The sequence below is a fragment of the Corynebacterium tuberculostearicum genome (assembly GCF_022347385.1).
Classification (GTDB): domain Bacteria; phylum Actinomycetota; class Actinomycetes; order Mycobacteriales; family Mycobacteriaceae; genus Corynebacterium; species Corynebacterium tuberculostearicum_M.
In genome coordinates this window covers 24083-40486 of the sequence record NZ_JAKRDT010000005.1, presented here as the reverse complement: position 1 = coordinate 40486, position 16404 = coordinate 24083, and the positions used below count along the sequence as shown (strand labels likewise).

The window sequence follows — 16404 nt, the reverse complement described above, 5'->3', positions numbered from 1 at the left end:
ATCCTTTGCAAAGAATCAGAGTTAAGCCGTTTTACTGCTTACTGTAGTCTACTTGCGCGAGCGCACGGAGTGCTTGCGCATAAGTCTTATCGGCATCTAGATGGCGCAATTCTTCAGAGAGAACCTCAGCTTGGGAGCGCTTGCTAAGGCTCACCAGGGAATCCGGGGAACCTGGAACGCATACACGCACCGTGCGCTCGTCGATGACATCAACGTCGACGTGGCTCGTTTCCCGATTAAACCGCAAGTGGGTCACCGGGAAGTGCGGCTCCTGAGAGTCGGTCACGGTGCGGTGGACGGGGACTGCAAGGCGATCGAGGAGCCATCCGGCCGCGAAGTCTGGGGCTGGGTGGCCCGCAGGTCCCGCCACTTCGACGGACTGCACGGGCTCGTGAGGATGGCGGTCCAATGCGGAGGCCACGACGCCGCGCCACAAAGTGATGGCGGCCCAGGACATATCGGAATCGCCCGGCGTGTAGCCGGCGGATAATGTGCGCAGATCTTCGCCAGTGACGCGTCCGTCATGGGCAACGTTGGTAATGCGGCGTTGAGCCAGCTTGCCCACCGAGCTGGAAGCTGGGTCGGGCGGGCACAAGGTAGGCCACCAGGCGACCAAGGGGGTATCGGGAAGCAGGAGAGGAGTAACGACTGCCTCGTCCTGGTTTGCCAAAGCGCCGTGCAACTTCATGATGACCATCTCAGAAGCACCCGCTTCACCGCCCACGCGCAGCTGCGCGTCCAGGTGGGTATCTGCCTGCGGGTCGCCCGTCACGACGACCAGAACGCGCGACGGGTGCTCGTGGGAGGCATCACGCACGGAGGCCAGGATGTTTTCCAGATCATCGTCCTCGCGGGCAGCCACGATTAGGGTGAGTACTCGGCCGGTAGTAAGGGTGTAATGCTCTTGGGCCTCTACTAGCTTCTTGGAGATTTCACGCGTAGTGGTGTTGGGCAATGGAATAATCATTGTCTGCGTCCCTCCTAGGGGCGGCGCCAGGAGTGGCCCCGGCGGCGCAACATTCTATCGGCGGATTCCGGGCCCCACGTGCCAGCGCGGTATTCCTCCGGCTGACCAGCTTCGGCCCAGTAATCGATGATGGGATCCAAAATCGACCAGGAAAGTTCCACCTCTTCGTTGGTGGGGAAGAGCGAGGACTCATCGAGGAGGGCATCCAAAATCAGTCGCTCGTATGCTTCCGGAGATTCCTCGGTAAAGGCCTCAGCATAAGCAAAGTCCATATTGACGTCGCGGACCTCCATGGTGGAACCGGGCACCTTGGAACCAAAGCGCATGGTGACGCCCTCATCCGGCTGTACGCGGATCACCACTGCGTTTCGGCCCAGCGCATCGGTCTGGCCGTCAACGAATGGTTGATTTGGCGCTGCCTTGAATACCAACGCAATCTCGGTCACGCGGCGGCCCAAGCGCTTGCCCGTGCGCAGGTAGAAGGGTACTCCTCCCCAGCGGCGGGAGTTTACTTCCAAGGTGCAGGCTGCATAGGTCTCCGTCGTGGACTCCGGATCGAAGCCTTCTTCTTCGCGCAAGCCCTTGACAAACTCGGAGCCTTGCCAGCCGGCGGAGTACTGGCCGCGAGCAGTTGTTTTATTGAGTGGGTGCACGGCGTGGGTAGCGCGCAGCACCTTGACCTTTTCTGCCTGCAGGGCCTCAGGCTCGAAGGAGGACGGTTCTTCCATCGCAACCAGAGCCAAAAGCTGCAGCAGGTGGTTCTGGATGACGTCGCGAGCCGCACCGATGCCGTCATAATAGCCAGCGCGGCCGCCCAAGCCAATATCTTCGGCCATGGTGATTTGGACGTGATCGATGTAGTGGGCGTTCCACATGGGCTCAAAAATTTGATTGGCAAAGCGCAAAGCCATGATGTTTTGCACCGTTTCCTTGCCCAGATAATGGTCAATGCGGAAGACCGCGGACTCAGGGAAGACGGCGTTGACAATCTCATTGAGCTTGCGGGCAGACTCTTGATCGTGGCCGAAAGGCTTCTCAATGATTACTCGGCGCCACGAGTCCTCGACGGAGTTGGCCATGCCCACCCGCTCCAGCTGGTGGCAGATATTAGAGAAGAATTCCGGTGGAACCGAAAGGTAGTATGCCCAGTTGCTGCCGGTGCCGCGCTCGCGATCTAGCTCGCCCAAACGCGCCGAGAGGCGATCGAATCCAGCATCGTCGAAAGAGCCTTGTACAAATTCGATGCCCTGGGATAGATGCTGCCAGACATCTTCATTGAACTCGGTACGTGAGCCAGCGATGACGGCTGAGCGAACGTAGTCACAGAATGCGACCTTGTCCCAGTCGCGGCGACCATAACCCACAAGGGTAAAGCCAGCGGGGAGGAGACCACGGCTCGCTAGGTCGTAGATGGCGGGCAGTAGCTTTTTATATGCTAGGTCACCGGTAACGCCGAAGATGACCATGCCCGCGGGTCCTGCGATTCGCGGCAATCGCTTGTCGCTGGCATTGCGCAAGGGGTTGACCCAAGCGGCTGAGTCGGTCACGAAGAATCCTTCCTGAGTTTATGGGCTTTAAGCTCGCTAATATTCTAGCGGCAGAATGCCCCGCCGAATTCTCGGCGGGGCACAAGTCACACGGCTAGTTTACGCGAGTCGCTCCTCAATGGAAGCAAGCAGTTCCTCCCACGCGGCGACAAACTTATCTACGCCCTCGCGCTCCAGCACTGCAAAGACATCATCGAAATCAATGCCGACCTCTTCTAGCTGGGCAAAGACGCCTTCTGCAGCCTCGCGGCTATCAGACAGGGCATCGCCGTGGAGGTTGCCCTCAGAGAGAACCGCATCGATGGTCTTTTCCGGCATGGTGTTTACCGTGTGCGGGCCAGCCAGCTCAGATACGTACAAGGTGGCTGGGTACTCCGGATTCTTCACGCCGGTAGAAGCCCACAGTGGACGCTGGAGGTGGGCGCCTTCGGGCAAGTCGGCGTCGTTAAGCAAGGCGTCCTGGAAAAGAGCATAGGCGCGCTGTGCATTGGCGACGCCCGCCTTACCCCGCAGTGCCAGAGCAATCTCGCTGCCAATGGCTTCCAAGCGCTTATCTACTTCGGTATCCAAACGGGAAACAAAGAAGGAAGCCACGGAGTGAATGGTAGAGACGTCCTTGCCAGCTTCGGCGGCACGCTTGAGGCCGGTGCGGAAAGCCTCAATGACATCGCGGTAGCGATCCACGGAGAAAATAAGGGTGACGTTGACGCTGATTCCCTCTGCCAGGGCATCTTCGATGGCCGGAAGGGAGCCGGTGGTGGCCGGAATCTTGATCATCACGTTGGGACGATCAACCTTGGACCACAGCTCACGCGCCTGTTCAAGGGTGGCAGTAGCGTCATCAGAAATGCGCGGGTCGACCTCGATGGACACGCGGCCATCTGCGCCGTTAGTAGAGGAGTAGATATCCGCAAAGAGGTCGCAGGCATTCTTGACGTCCTCAATAGCCAATGCGTACACCGCTTCATCGGCGGTGGCCTTGGTCTCCTTCAACGTGGAAAGCTCGGCGTCGTAGGCGGTGCCGTTGGTCATCGCCGCGGCGAAGATCGCCGGGTTGGTGGTAACTCCCACGATGGACTTAGCGGAAATTATCTCCTTGAGATTGCCCGAGACTAGGCGCTCGCGAGAAAGGTCATCGAGCCAGGTTGAGGTTCCCAGCTGGGCAAGTTCGGAAATGTGGTTCATGATTACTCCTTATCCAGTCCTGGAGGTTTACTTCTGCGCGGCAGCGAGCGATTCCTGCGCCGCTTCAACTACCGCTGCGGTGGTGAAGCCAAATTTCTCAAAGAGCTCGCCCGCAGGAGCAGAGGCGCCGTAGTGCTCGATGGAAATGGTCCGGCCGAAAGAACCGGTGTACTTGTGCCACGGCATAGCGATGCCGGCTTCGATGGACACGCGGGCCTGCACTTCGCTAGGCAGCACGGATTCGCGGTATGCGTCATCCTGCTCATCAAACCACTCAAGGCACGGTGCGGAGACAACGCGAGTGGCTGTTCCAGCGGCCTCCAGTTCCTTAGCGGCGGCGACGGCAAGCTGCACCTCAGAGCCGGTAGCGAGAAGGATCACGTCTGGCGTTTCCTTGGACTCTTCCACCAGAACATAAGCGCCGCGGCGCACGCCATCATGTGCCTTTTCCTTGGTGCCTTCCAGTACCGGCAGTCCCTGGCGGCTCAGTGCCAGGCCCTTTGGTGCGGCCTTGTACTCGAGCGCTGCGGCCCAAGCCTGAGCGGTTTCGTTGGCATCGGCCGGGCGAATAACGGACAGGTTCGGGATAGCGCGAAGGGCAGAAAGGGTCTCTACCGGCTGGTGGGTCGGGCCATCCTCGCCCAAGCCGATGGAGTCGTGGGTCCAGACATAGTAGGTATCGGTAGACATCAATGAGCCCAGGCGGACAGCGGGGTACTGGTACTCGGAGAAAATAAGGAAGGTGCCGCCGTAAACGCGGGTATTGCCGTGCAGAGCAATACCGTTCATGATCGCAGACATCGCGTGCTCGCGAATGCCGAAGTGGAGGTTGCGGCCATACGGCTGAGCCGACCACATATCGGTGGTAATGGCTGCGGGGCCGAAGGAGTCCGCGCCCTTAATCACGGTGTTATTGGAGCCGGCAAGGTCAGCAGAGCCACCCCACATCTCAGGAAGGGAAGCGGCCAAGGCTTGGATGGTGGCCTCAGAGGCCTTGCGGGTGGCCAAAGATTCACCCGGTTCCCACACCGGCAATTCAGCGTCGAAATCTTGCGGCAATTCGCGCGCCTGCATGCGGTCAAAGAGTGCCTTGTTCTCCGGATTAGCCGCAGCCCATTCGTCGAACTTCTTCTGCCACGCGGCGTGCTTTTCGGCGCCGCGCTCGCGCAGCTTGCGGGTGTGTGCGATGACCTCGTCGTCGATGTGGAAGCTGCGCTCCGGATCGAAGCCCAAGACCTCCTTGGTGGCAGCAACTTCGTCATCGCCCAGCGCAGCGCCATGAACGCCGCCGGTATTCATCTTATTCGGGGCCGGGTAGCCGATGACGGTCTTCACGCGGATGAAGGAAGGGCGCTCGGTCTTTGCCTGTGCGGCCTTGACGGCCTCCTCAATAGCTACGACGTCTTCGCCGGATTCGACCGTTTGGACGTGCCAGCCGTAGGCCTCGTAGCGGGCGACCACGTCTTCGTTGAAAGCAATATTCGTATCGTCCTCAATAGAGATGCGGTTATCGTCCCAGAAGACAATCAAGTTGCCCAGCTTTTGCGTACCCGCCAGGGAAGAGGCCTCAGCGGTTACGCCCTCCTGCAGGTCACCATCGGAAGCGATGGTGTAGATGTAGTGGTCGAAGGGAGACTCGCCGGCCGGTGCCTCTGGATCGAAAAGCCCGCGCTCCTTTCGTGCGGCCATGGCCATGCCCACGGAGGAAGCCAAGCCTTGGCCAAGGGGGCCAGTGGTGATTTCCACGCCATCGGTGTGGTGCACCTCCGGGTGACCTGGGGTGCGCGAACCCCACGTACGCAGCTGCTTGAGATCGTCCATCTCCAAGCCAAAGCCGCCCAGGTAGAGCTGGATGTACTGGGTGAGGGAGGAGTGACCAACCGAAAGGACGAAGCGGTCGCGGCCGGCCCAGTGCACATCGGCGGGATCATGGTTAATGACGCGCTGATACAAGGTGTAGGCGAGGGGAGCGAGGGACATTGCCGTACCGGGGTGGCCGGAACCGCATTTTTGTACCGCATCTGCGGCTAGAACTCGCACGGTGTCGACGGCGCGGGTGTCAAACTCCGACCAATCCTCCGGATAACGGCGCTCGACCATAGTTTGGAGTTCTGGGGACAACTTATCTTTCGACACTGGAAAGCCTCGCTTACGTCTAGGCAAAAAATACTTAACTTTATTCAGTCTAGTAATTTTCTAACCGGCGGTGCGCAATTATAGAAAGCTAGGCATAAAAGGTATGCTGGCATGGCTAAGTGGAGTGCGCGCGGGCGCTAGAGCGCGCACTGAATCTAGCGGCCATAGGCCTGTAGTCTTTCACCCCTGCGCCGAAAATTGTGAGTGAGAGAACTGGAACTTTTTCACGGGCATGTGCGACCGCTAGGGGTGACCGCGCGCGGGAAGTGCGCGGGGCACAGTTCACCAACGTTCAGATAGTGGAGGAATCCCTTGGAGACCATCAAGGCCTATTTTGCGCTAACGAAACCGAGGATCATTGAGCTCCTCCTCGTGGCCGCAATCCCGGCGATGCTCCAAGCGCAACGCGGTGTGGAGGCCGTTTCAGACAATATCTGGCTTATCGTGTCGACCATTTTCGGCGGTTGGATGGGCGCTGCTGCTGCCCACACGTTCAATAACGTCGTGGACTATGAGCTGGATCAAAAGATGCAGCGCACTAGGGCCCGACCACTGGTGAGGGCTAAGATTTCCAAGCGAAACGCAGCAATTTTCGCGTGGATAATGCTCATTATCTCCGTGCTGTGGTTGGGCGTCCTAGCTCATTCCTGGCTGGCGGCCTTCTTCGTGGTTTTGACGAACTTCTTCTATGTCTTCGTCTACACCAAGTTTTTGAAGATGCGCAATGCCCAAAACATTGTCTGGGGCGGCTTGGCCGGCTGCATGCCGGCGATGGTCGGCTGGGCAGTTATCCGGGATAACGCTCCTGCTGGAGAACCTGACCGCTGGTGGCAGGCAATCGTGCTCTTCCTCATCATCTTCTTCTGGACTCCGCCACACACGTGGGCGCTGGCCATGAAGTACAAGGAAGACTACCGCAAGGCCGGCGTGCCGATGCTGCCCGTAGTGGCTGATGAAAAGGAAGTCACTCGACAGATCGTGTGGTATACCGTGGGCACGGTTATCGTGACCCTACTTATCGTCCCCGCTGCCTCGTGGATCTACTTGGTCGCAGCGCTTGCCTCCGGAGCGGTATTCCTGTGGATGGCTATCCGCCTGCACAAGGGAGTCAAGAACGGTGCCAAGGTTAAGCCGATGCGCCTGTTCATTTACTCCAATAACTATCTGTCGGTGCTCTTTATCGGGTTGTCCATCGACGCAGTATTGGGCTGGGAGCCACTAGGCCGGATGCTCGGCTGGTCAGCCACGTTATTCTAACTGCGCCCACATATCCAAGGATAAGATAGCGAAAGCGCGGGAAGGCCAATGCTTTCCCGCGCTTTTGGTGTTTGTGGGTGGGTTTAGGCTTTATCGCCAGCTTGGACGCGCAGCACGATGGAACCGGTAGTCTTGCGCTCTTGGAGATCGCGGTGGGCTGCAGCGGCATCTTCCAGTGGATAGGACGCCGTGACGTTGAAGCTCAGATCGCCGTCGATAACAGCTTGGACGACCGCCTGGGCACGCATTTGGAATTCGCCTTCCTGGGCTGTCCATGCGCCGATGGAAGGCCGGGTGAGGAAGATGGACCCATGCTTGTTCAGCAGCTGCGGGTCGATAGGTTCAACCGGACCAGAGGCGGCGCCGAATAGCGCAACGGTGCCACGGGGGCGCACCGCTTCGAGTGACTCCTGGAAGGTAGCCTTGCCGACGCCGTCATAGACCACGTCAACACCCTTATCACCGTTGTATCGACGGACCTGCTCGGCGAGTCCGTCGCCATAGCGAAATACCTTATCCGCACCGGCTGCGTAGGAGAGTTCTTCCTTTTCGTCCGTGGAGACCACCGTATAGACGGTAGCGCCGAGCGACGATGCCATTTGGGTGAGGATCTGGCCTACACCGCCGGCGCCGGCGGTAATCAGGCAGGAAGCGCCTTCACCCAGTTGATAAACGCCATGCGCCAAGTAGTGTGCGGTAATGCCTTGCAGCAACATGGAAGCAGCGACTTCTGGCTGGAAATCATCCGGGACTGCTACTAGTCCCTCGCGTGGGACGCAGACCTGCTCGGCGTAGGAGCCAAAAGCCTGGTTCCAGGCCACCATCGTGCCCTCGGCAACTTTCCCCTTGGGGTCGTGGACTACGCGCCCGGTGCCTTCGAATCCGGGAATGAACGGGGTGGCCGCGTTATAGATACCCTCACGATAGTAGGTATCGATGTAGTTGACGCCAGCCATGATGACGTCCACCAATACCTCATCGTCATTAGGGGTGGGGGCGGGTACTTCGGTATAGCGAAGTACTTCTGGTCCGCCGGTTTCTGTGACCTGAATTGCGTGCATATAGCCAGGCTAGCGCAAAAAGCCGGCCGAGTGCAGTACTTCGGTCGGCCGTGAGCGTTACGGGTTAAGCGTTCGCGCGCTCCCGCTCGAGAGAGGCTTGACGCGCCGCGTACTTCTCATCGCCGCTGGGAGAGCCGGTAATGAGATCTGCGGTGCCATCGGTGCGGCGTACACCGTGCGCCCACAGCAGGGCGGTATACGCGGTGACGAAGGAGGAGAGGCCAATATGGAACGGTACAGTCCAACGCGGAATGCCCATGTAGAACTGGTAAACGCCTACTGCCCACTGAATGAGGATGCATACAACGAGGACCCATCCTGCCTTCTTGGCATCCTGTGGCGCCCGGTTCTTGTAGAGCAGGAAGACGGTAATAACAGTGAGCGTCAGATAGACGTACATGCACATGGCGTGGGTGACGGCCATGGCTTCGGTATCTACCTGCAGGCGGCCTTCCATTCCCACCCCGGAATCGCCAGAGTGAACGCCCGAACCGGTAACCATCGTGCCGGTGATGAGCACAACGCTCAAGGCAACGGTAGCGACGGCTGCAAGCAGGCGAATCGCTTGGGGGAAACGAGCGCGTGGCGTTCCGTCATCGGGTTCCAATATGCGGGAATAGAGCATTGCCGCCAGCCATACCAAGAGCATGGAAGGGAGGAAGTGCAGCGCCACGGACCACCAGCGGAGGTCCAGATGGACAGAAATGCCGCCAATGACCGCCTGCAGAACGATGCCGGCGACGTTGAGCCAGGCGTACACCTTGAGCTCTGTGCGGCGACGCGCCATGCGCATGGCGATGACGGCGGCAACCGCTGCCGCAGAGACGACAAAGGTCAGCAGCCGGTTACCAAACTCAATGGCCTGGTGGAGAGCAGGCGCGGCGCCTTCCATAGGGACAAGGGAGCCTGGTTGGCATTCCGGCCAGGTGGGACAGCCCAATCCCGAGCCGGTCACGCGGACAATGGAACCAGACACGGTGATGCCACCCTGGCACAAGAGGAGGATGAGCGCGATGGGGCGCTGCTGTTGCAGTGTAGGGGCGGCTTCCTTAAAGAAGCGCTTGATCTTCGTCCAGTAATTCACGCATTGCATCCTACTAGTCGGGAGATTTTGGGCATAAAAATTCCTCTCGTTTCGAAAGGAACCGGACAAAAGTCACATTTAGCCATCGAAGCGGAACCAACGGACCGCAGCGAACGACGCCACCGCAAGCCACGCCAACAAGGACAGGAGCTCGAGGCCGGGGAAGACGGAATTAGAGGCGTCGGTAAGCGCGCCTGCTAGGGCGACGGTCGGCACCGCGTTGAGGATGCCATTATCGCCCAGTCCCTGGGAGTAGAGGGTCCACCCGACTACGCCGAGGAGCAGGAACCAGATGAGGTTGGCCAGTGCGAGTACCACCTCAGAGCTGAGGGTGCCGCCGAGCAGCAGCCCCATGGCGGTAAAAGCCGCAACACCAAAAAATAGCGAAAGAATCATGAGCAGCACCCCGCCCAGGCTGATGCGGAGGCCCAGGATATAGGCAGCGATGCCCAAAACGAGGATTTGGAATACCACCATGGTGAGCACGCCGAGGATCTTGCCGCCAATAATGGCCCATGCGGGCACGCCGGACGCGCCGGTGCGTTTAAGGGCCCCGTAGCGCCGGTCAAAGGCAAGCGAAATGGCCTGACCGGTAAAGCCTGCGGAGGTGGCAGCTACTGCAAGCACCATGGGAAATACCTCGTGCAAGCCATGTCCGGTGAGCGACTCCAGGTGGGCCGCGCCAATGAGCAGGGCCAGCGGAATGATGACGCTCAGCAATTGCTGCTCGCCGTGGCGCAGCATGAGTTTTGCTTCCATCGTTCCTTGCGCAAGCAACATAGCGCCGGCGCTGGCCCGTTTGGGGGCTGGGGTAAAGGTTCCAGGGTTAAAGGTCGTGCTCATGTGGTGGCTTCTTTCCGCAACGCAGTTGATTGAATTCGGTCCTGGCGTAGAGTGCAGCTAGCTGCGCAAATGGCGGCCGGTAAGGTCAAGGAAGACCTCCTCCAAGTTGCGGTGAGCCGCGTCTAGGCGCCGCAGCAGGACTCCTTGGCGGGCAAGTTCGGCGCTCAGCGCGGCAATCGTCTCGGGCGTGCCGGCCTGGGTTAAGCGGTAGTGCAACGGTCGCGATTTGGTCGCTCGAATTCCAGCCTTAGCCAGAGCCTCCACATCAACATCGATATCGGTGCTGAAACTAAGCCCTGCCGAGTCCGACTGGGCGGTAAGTTCCGCGGGAGTGCCGTGGGCTACGAGCTCGCCATGATCCATGATGGCCACTCGGTCCGCTAGTGACTCCGCTTCATCCATGAGGTGGGTGGTAAGAACAATGGTGACGCCATCGTGCCTAAGGGCTCGAACAAGGTCCCAGACCGCCAACCGGGATTGTGCATCCATGCCAGCGGTGGGCTCATCCAGGAAAACCAGCTCGGGCCGGCCGATGATTGCTAAGGCGAGGGAAAGCCGTTGCTGCTGCCCGCCGGAGAGCCTGCGATAGGGAGTCCGGGCTACCCCTTCCAGCCCGAGCGTTTCCAGTAGCCAGCGCGGGGAGAGGGGATGGGCGCTGTAGCTAGCGGAAAGTTCAAGCATTTCCAGAACACGGATGCCGGAGTAGGAACCACCACCCTGCAACATGATGCCGACCTTTTCGCGCACCTTGTCCGGTGCGGAACTCGGGTCTAGCCCGAGGACGTCGATCGTGCCGCTGGTGGGGTGGATAAAACCCTCTGACATCTCAATCGTCGTGGACTTTCCGGCGCCATTAGGGCCAAGGAGGCAAAAGACCTCACCTGTGGCAACGCTAAGGCTTAGACCATTAACGGCGGTGGTGGAGCCATATTTTTTCACCACGTTGTCCACGGTGAGGGCTGGGCGATCGGCTGAAATGGAATTCACGTGGGATTAGTTTAGGACACGGATTCCGCTGCGCCGCACTGCAACCCACCACAGGGTGGCGATGACTGCGAAAGTGCAGGCTGCCGACACATAGATGACGATGATGGTGCTGGGCGGTAACCCGAGCCCGCGTGGCAGCACAAAGAAGCTCATAGCTGCCGAATAAGCCACGACGCAGAACCGGAAGATAAGCCGGTTGGCCCATGCAGCCAAAGGCAGTACCGCCCACAGGATGTACCACGGATGGACCACGGGAAAGAAGATAACCAGCACTAAGGAGGCGGTGCCGAGTCCTCCCACAGGGTGGATGCGGCCGCGCAACGTTGCAAAGAGCATGCGGGCCATGAAAGCTACTGCCACCAGCACACCAAAGGTACGGGTTACGGTGAGAATAGCTTCGGTGTGGTCACCTAGGCCCAGTAGCATTCCGATAAAGCCGGTACCCACGCCTACGGCGGTGGAGGTAGAAAGCCACGAGCGGATGGAGGCCGCCCCGCCTTGTCCTGTGATCCACCCCAGGCCAATGCCGGTCAGGGCGCTAATAAGGGCGATGGTTGCAATTAAAATAACTAGCTGCAGGGCAATGGCGTAGGCTAAGGCCTTCCAGCGTGTTGCACCGTCCTTGTCTATCAGGTGGCGAGCATATGCCATCCCTACAAAGCCGAGTCCAATAAAGCCGGTAACCTTGACCATTCCGGCGCAGGACAGGAAAACTCCAGAAGCAATGAGTGCTAGGTAGGCGCTGCGCGTGGACTTTTCTAGCTTGTCGACGCCCCGCAGGCCCAGCTCCATACCCACTAGGAGCAGGCCCAACATGATGGACTCATTATGGATTCCGCCCACCAGGTGCAAGATAGTGAGAGGGTTGAGAATGCCGAGCCATAGGGCAGATTCTGGAGATACCCGGCAGCGCCGCGCGAGGCAGCTAATTGCCCACCCAGCAACCATGATGCCGGCGATGGATAAGAGCCGGTGGGCGATTACTCCCAAGAGGATGGAGTTTGAGGTAACTGCGCTCACCACTCCAGCGAGCCCGAGTGCTACGGGGCCATAAGGGGAGGGGGAGTTGGCCCAGATAAACGGTACGGATCGGGCGAGCTCATCACCCGCGCCAAGCAATTGCACCGGTCCTGCAGAATAGGGATCCATGCCTTGCATCACGATGGAACCGTTGGCCAAGTAGGAGTAGATGTCCTGGGTAAAGAGCGGGGCTGTAAATATCAGCGGGATGACCCAGCCGGCCCACGTGCGCCACAGTTGGTGGGTGGTGACGAGCCGGCGGGCGCGCTTAGGGGTGAGGGCACCTTCCTGGGGTTGGCGCAGCGGAGTGCCTACAAAAGGGGCCAGGAAAACCCAGGCGGCCACCAACAGGCCTACTCCCACCATGACTATGGCAGAAGAGGTCTGCAGCATGCGGGACATGAGGGAGCCAAAAGGCACGTTGTCATAAGGGTTTCCCACTACTGGGAGGGCGCCGGCTCCTAACGCGCCGAAGGCGATAAGCAGAGACCCCACTGTGCCCACCCAGCGCAGGATAAAAAATGTCCGCCATTGTGCGGTGGTGGTGCGCTTTAGGCCATCCGCATTGGCAGGGACAAAATCAAAACGAGAATCAGGTTCCGCGGCTCCGGTGTCCTCGGCGTGTAGTCGCGCAGACCGAGAACCAGCGGTGCCCAGCTGTGGCAGCTCGGCCTTGACGCCGGAAAGAAAGCCGCGGAATTTGCCTGTCATGGGATAAGACCTTACGCGAATCCTCCGCCCCAACCCCAGCAGGCCCGCTCTTTTAGCGCGCGCAGCACCGCCAGATGTGGCGACGAGGGGAGTTGGCCACCCCCGTGCCACGCCGAAGAGTGGCCAATGGTGGCATTCCGGAATGAATTAAGGAACACTAGTGTTGTCTAATAAAGGAGGCACAGTCGGACTGCGGTGCGACTCTCGGCACTACGGGAGTCGGTTGCAGGGCGGCTGTAAGTGAGCGAAGCACGAAGGGAGGTCCCGGCATGAGCACACCCCAGCGCGTAGAAACTACGCACAAGGCGGCTAAGGAATCCCGCACTACGGATGGCGATACCCGCCGGCAAGTGATGCTGTTGCTGCTGAAGGACGGGCCCGTTACCGCTTCCCACTTGGGTGAACGCCTTGGCCTTTCTGCTGCCGGAATCCGCCGGCACTTAGACAATTTGGTGGAAGAGGAACTGACGGAGGTCGTGCGCCGCCGCCCAGTTACCCGCAGTTCAGCGGGTAGCGGCTCTGGTCGCGGGCGACCAGCCAAACACTTCCGCCTCACTGATCGTGGCCGAGCGCAATTCGGCCACGCCTACGATGATTTGGCCTCTGATGCCTTGACGGCACTACGCGCCGTCGGCGGGTCTGAGGCTGTTAAGCGCTTTGCCAAGGTCCGCTTCGAGCGACTCGTTGCAGATGTGCGTCCCTTGATAGAAGAGGGCGAATCTGTAGAGGACGTGGCCCGTAAGCTGGCTGAGGTCTTGGACGGACACGGGTATGCCGCCACGGTGGACCGCGCTGGTCAGGGAGTGCAAATCTGTCAGCATCATTGTCCGGTCTCCCATGTGGCGGCCGAGCATCCGGAGCTGTGTGAGGCGGAACAAGAAGTCTTTTCTGCTCTATTAGGCAAACACGTACAACCTTTGGCCTCCATTGCTGGCGGTCACGGGATCTGTACCACGAACATCCCCTTGACACCCGTTAATACAGATACTGAAAGGAGCGAGTCATGACCCAGGCACAATCGGCACCCGAAAACAAGATGACCGATGATGAAATCATTGATTCCATTGGTGCATATGAGTACGGCTGGCACGACTCGGACGCGGCTGGTGCTTCTGCTCGCCGCGGCTTGAATGAAGATGTAGTACGCGATATTTCCGCCAAGAAGGGCGAGCCGGAATGGATGCTTAACCAGCGTCTGAAGGCACTCAACATCTTTGATAAGAAGCCCGTTCCCACCTGGGGCGCGGATTTGTCTGGCATCGACTTCGACCAGATTAAGTACTACGTGAAGTCCACTGAGGAGCAGGCCCAGACCTGGGACGAACTCCCTGACGATATCAAGGCCACCTACGATAAGTTGGGCATTCCAGAGGCTGAGAAGCAGCGCCTCGTTGCCGGTGTGGCCGCCCAGTACGAGTCTGAGGTTGTCTACCACCAGATCCGTGAGGACCTGGAAAGCCAGGGTGTCATCTTCGTCGATACTGACACCGCGTTGCGCGACTACCCTGAGCTTTTCAAGGAATACTTCGGCACCGTTATCCCAGCCGGTGACAATAAGTTCTCCGCGCTGAACTCCGCAGTGTGGTCCGGTGGTTCCTTTATCTACGTGCCCAAGGGCGTGCATGTAGATATTCCGCTGCAGGCTTACTTCCGCATCAACACGGAAAACATGGGCCAGTTTGAGCGCACCCTCATCATCGTCGACGAGGACGCTTATGTTCACTACGTCGAGGGCTGTACCGCTCCTATCTACAAGTCTGATTCCCTGCACTCCGCGGTAGTAGAGATCATCGTGAAGAAGGGCGGCCGCTGCCGCTACACCACCATTCAGAACTGGTCCAGCAACGTCTACAACTTGGTGACCAAGCGCACCAAGGTAGAAGAAGGCGGCACCATGGAATGGGTCGACGGCAACATCGGCTCCAAGGTCACCATGAAGTACCCAGCCGTATGGATGACCGGTCCTTACGCCAAGGGTGAGGTTCTTTCCGTTGCTTTTGCTGGTGAGAACCAGTTCCAGGACACGGGCGCCAAGATGACTCACATGGCCCCGCACACTTCTTCCAATATTGTGTCCAAGTCGGTTGCCCGTGCCGGCGGCCGCGCCGCGTACCGCGGCTTGGTGCAGGTTAATCAGAACGCGCACCATTCCACCTCTAACGTCGAGTGCGACGCGTTGCTGGTGGACAATATCTCGCGTTCGGATACATACCCGTATAACGACATCCGCAATGACCACGTCACGCTGGGCCATGAGGCAACCGTTTCCCAGGTTTCTGAGGAGCAGCTGTTCTACCTGATGTCCCGCGGTATTGCGGAAGAAGAAGCAATGGCGATGATCGTGCGTGGCTTCGTTGAGCCGATTGCTAAGGAGCTGCCGATGGAGTACGCCCTCGAGCTCAACCGCCTCATCGAACTGCAAATGGAAGGATCGGTCGGCTAAAGAAAATGGTCGCTTCGAACGAATTCAATCCGGATAAGATCACCAAGGGTGACGTCTTTACCTCCACCAACGTGGAGGACTTCCCGGTGCCGCACGGCCGCGATGAGGTGTGGCGCTTTGTCTCCCTGCGCAAGCTCCGTGGACTCCACAATGGCGAGTTCGCTGAGGCAGTGGCACAGGACGTCACCGTGAGCGAACATCCAGGCGTAAGCTCCGAGACCGTCGCTCGCGATGACGAGCGCTTGGGCCGCGTTGGTACCCCGTCTGACCGCGTCGCGGCACAGGCGTGGACTTCTATGCCTGAGGGCCAGGTTGTCACCATTGACGCTGAGGCTCAGGTGGAAGAGCCCGTGGTCATTACCTACACCGGCAAGGGCGAGGGCGTAACTTCCTTTGGCGCTACCTCCATCGAGGTAGGCCACCACGCGGAAGCCACCGTCATCCTGAAGTACGTCGGCTCTGGCACCCACGCAGATAACGTCGAGTTCATCGTGGGCGATGGCGCTCACCTGACCGTCGTCGTTGACGTTGATTGGGAAGACGATGCCGTACACCTGTCTAACCACGTGGCACAGCTCGGCCGCGATTCTGTGCTGCGCCACAACTCCGCCATCTTTGGCGGCGAGGTGGTACGCATCGTGCCTCGCGTGAACTTCACCGAGCAAGGCGGCGACGCAGAGCTGCTGGGCGTCTACTTCGCTGATGAAGGCCAGTACTTTGAAAACCGCATGTTGGTGGATCACTCCGTCCCTAATTGCCGCTCCCACGTCCTTTATAAGGGCGCACTGCAGGGCACCAAGGACAATGAGGCCCGCACCTGCTGGGTAGGCGATGTCCTTATCCGCTCCAATGCACAGGGCACCGATACCTACGAGACCAACAACAACCTGATCCTGACTGAGGGCGCTCGCGCGGACGCAATCCCTAACCTGGAGATTGAGACCGGTGAAATTACCGGTGCAGGCCACGCGGCCACCGTTGGTCGCTTCGATGACATCGAGTTGTTCTACCTGATGTCTCGCGGCATTCCAGAGGCTGAAGCACGCCGCCTCATCATCCGTGGCTTCTTCAATGAGGTCATCCACCGTATTCCGGTGCAGTCCCTGTCCGAGGAATTGGAAAACCGCATTTCCGAAGAACTGGAAAAGATCTCCGCCTAACTC

At 59.1% G+C, this 16404-nt stretch carries 13 protein-coding genes; 4 read left to right on the top strand and 9 right to left on the bottom strand.

Annotated elements, in window-relative coordinates; all coding sequences use genetic code 11:
• Positions 1–31 precede the first annotated feature (31 nt).
• The 4 genes from MHK00_RS03975 to tkt form a co-directional block, all read right to left on the bottom strand.
• Positions 32–967 carry a glucose-6-phosphate dehydrogenase assembly protein OpcA gene (locus tag MHK00_RS03975; RefSeq protein ID WP_179386532.1) on the bottom strand — a complete coding sequence of 312 codons (936 nt, stop codon included), beginning with the start codon at positions 965–967 and terminating at the stop codon, positions 32–34.
• Between the two features lie 14 nt (positions 968–981).
• Positions 982–2514, bottom strand: a complete 1533-nt coding sequence (zwf, locus tag MHK00_RS03970) for a glucose-6-phosphate dehydrogenase (protein ID WP_005328410.1) — start codon at positions 2512–2514, stop codon at positions 982–984.
• A gap of 99 nt (positions 2515–2613) precedes the next feature.
• Positions 2614–3699 carry a transaldolase gene (gene tal / locus MHK00_RS03965; protein ID WP_005324849.1) on the bottom strand — a complete coding sequence of 362 codons (1086 nt, stop codon included), beginning with the start codon at positions 3697–3699 and terminating at the stop codon, positions 2614–2616.
• 27 nt (positions 3700–3726) lie between these two features.
• Entirely contained in the window at positions 3727–5799 is a 2073-nt protein-coding gene (gene tkt / locus MHK00_RS03960; protein ID WP_005324848.1) for a transketolase, read from the bottom strand.
• A gap of 348 nt (positions 5800–6147) precedes the next feature.
• Between tkt and MHK00_RS03955 the strand changes: the two genes are divergently transcribed.
• Complete coding sequence (locus tag MHK00_RS03955; RefSeq protein ID WP_150850955.1) at positions 6148–7092, top strand: heme o synthase; 945 nt, start codon at positions 6148–6150, stop codon at positions 7090–7092.
• 83 nt (positions 7093–7175) lie between these two features.
• Here the strand turns inward: MHK00_RS03955 and MHK00_RS03950 are convergent, their stop codons facing one another.
• From MHK00_RS03950 to mptB, 5 genes are all read right to left on the bottom strand, one after another.
• A complete protein-coding gene (locus MHK00_RS03950) occupies positions 7176–8153 on the bottom strand; it encodes a quinone oxidoreductase family protein (RefSeq protein WP_250410562.1) in 978 nt (325 codons plus the stop codon).
• Positions 8154–8217: 64 nt separating this feature from the next.
• A complete protein-coding gene (locus tag MHK00_RS03945; protein WP_250410560.1) occupies positions 8218–9246 on the bottom strand; it encodes a COX15/CtaA family protein in 1029 nt (342 codons plus the stop codon).
• A 69-nt stretch (positions 9247–9315) separates the two neighbouring features.
• A complete protein-coding gene (locus tag MHK00_RS03940) occupies positions 9316–10080 on the bottom strand; it encodes an ABC transporter permease (protein ID WP_250410559.1) in 765 nt (254 codons plus the stop codon).
• Between the two features lie 57 nt (positions 10081–10137).
• Positions 10138–11067 (bottom strand): ABC transporter ATP-binding protein, encoded by a 930-nt coding sequence (locus MHK00_RS03935; protein WP_005328403.1) that lies wholly within the window; start codon positions 11065–11067, stop codon positions 10138–10140.
• Positions 11068–11073: 6 nt separating this feature from the next.
• Entirely contained in the window at positions 11074–12798 is a 1725-nt protein-coding gene (mptB, locus tag MHK00_RS03930) for a polyprenol phosphomannose-dependent alpha 1,6 mannosyltransferase MptB (protein WP_250410557.1), read from the bottom strand.
• A gap of 269 nt (positions 12799–13067) precedes the next feature.
• Here mptB and MHK00_RS03925 point away from each other — a divergent pair, with 269 nt between their 5' ends.
• From MHK00_RS03925 to sufD, 3 genes are read left to right on the top strand one after another with little or no spacing between them, the layout of a single operon-like run.
• Complete coding sequence (locus MHK00_RS03925; RefSeq protein ID WP_250410556.1) at positions 13068–13805, top strand: helix-turn-helix transcriptional regulator; 738 nt, start codon at positions 13068–13070, stop codon at positions 13803–13805.
• Entirely contained in the window at positions 13802–15241 is a 1440-nt protein-coding gene (sufB, locus tag MHK00_RS03920) for a Fe-S cluster assembly protein SufB (protein ID WP_275431205.1), read from the top strand. The genes MHK00_RS03925 and sufB overlap by 4 nt, the downstream gene beginning before the upstream one ends.
• Before the next feature lie 5 nt (positions 15242–15246).
• Positions 15247–16401, top strand: coding sequence for a Fe-S cluster assembly protein SufD (sufD, locus tag MHK00_RS03915; protein ID WP_005328395.1), 1155 nt, complete (start codon positions 15247–15249; stop codon positions 16399–16401).
• Positions 16402–16404: the final 3 nt, after the last annotated feature.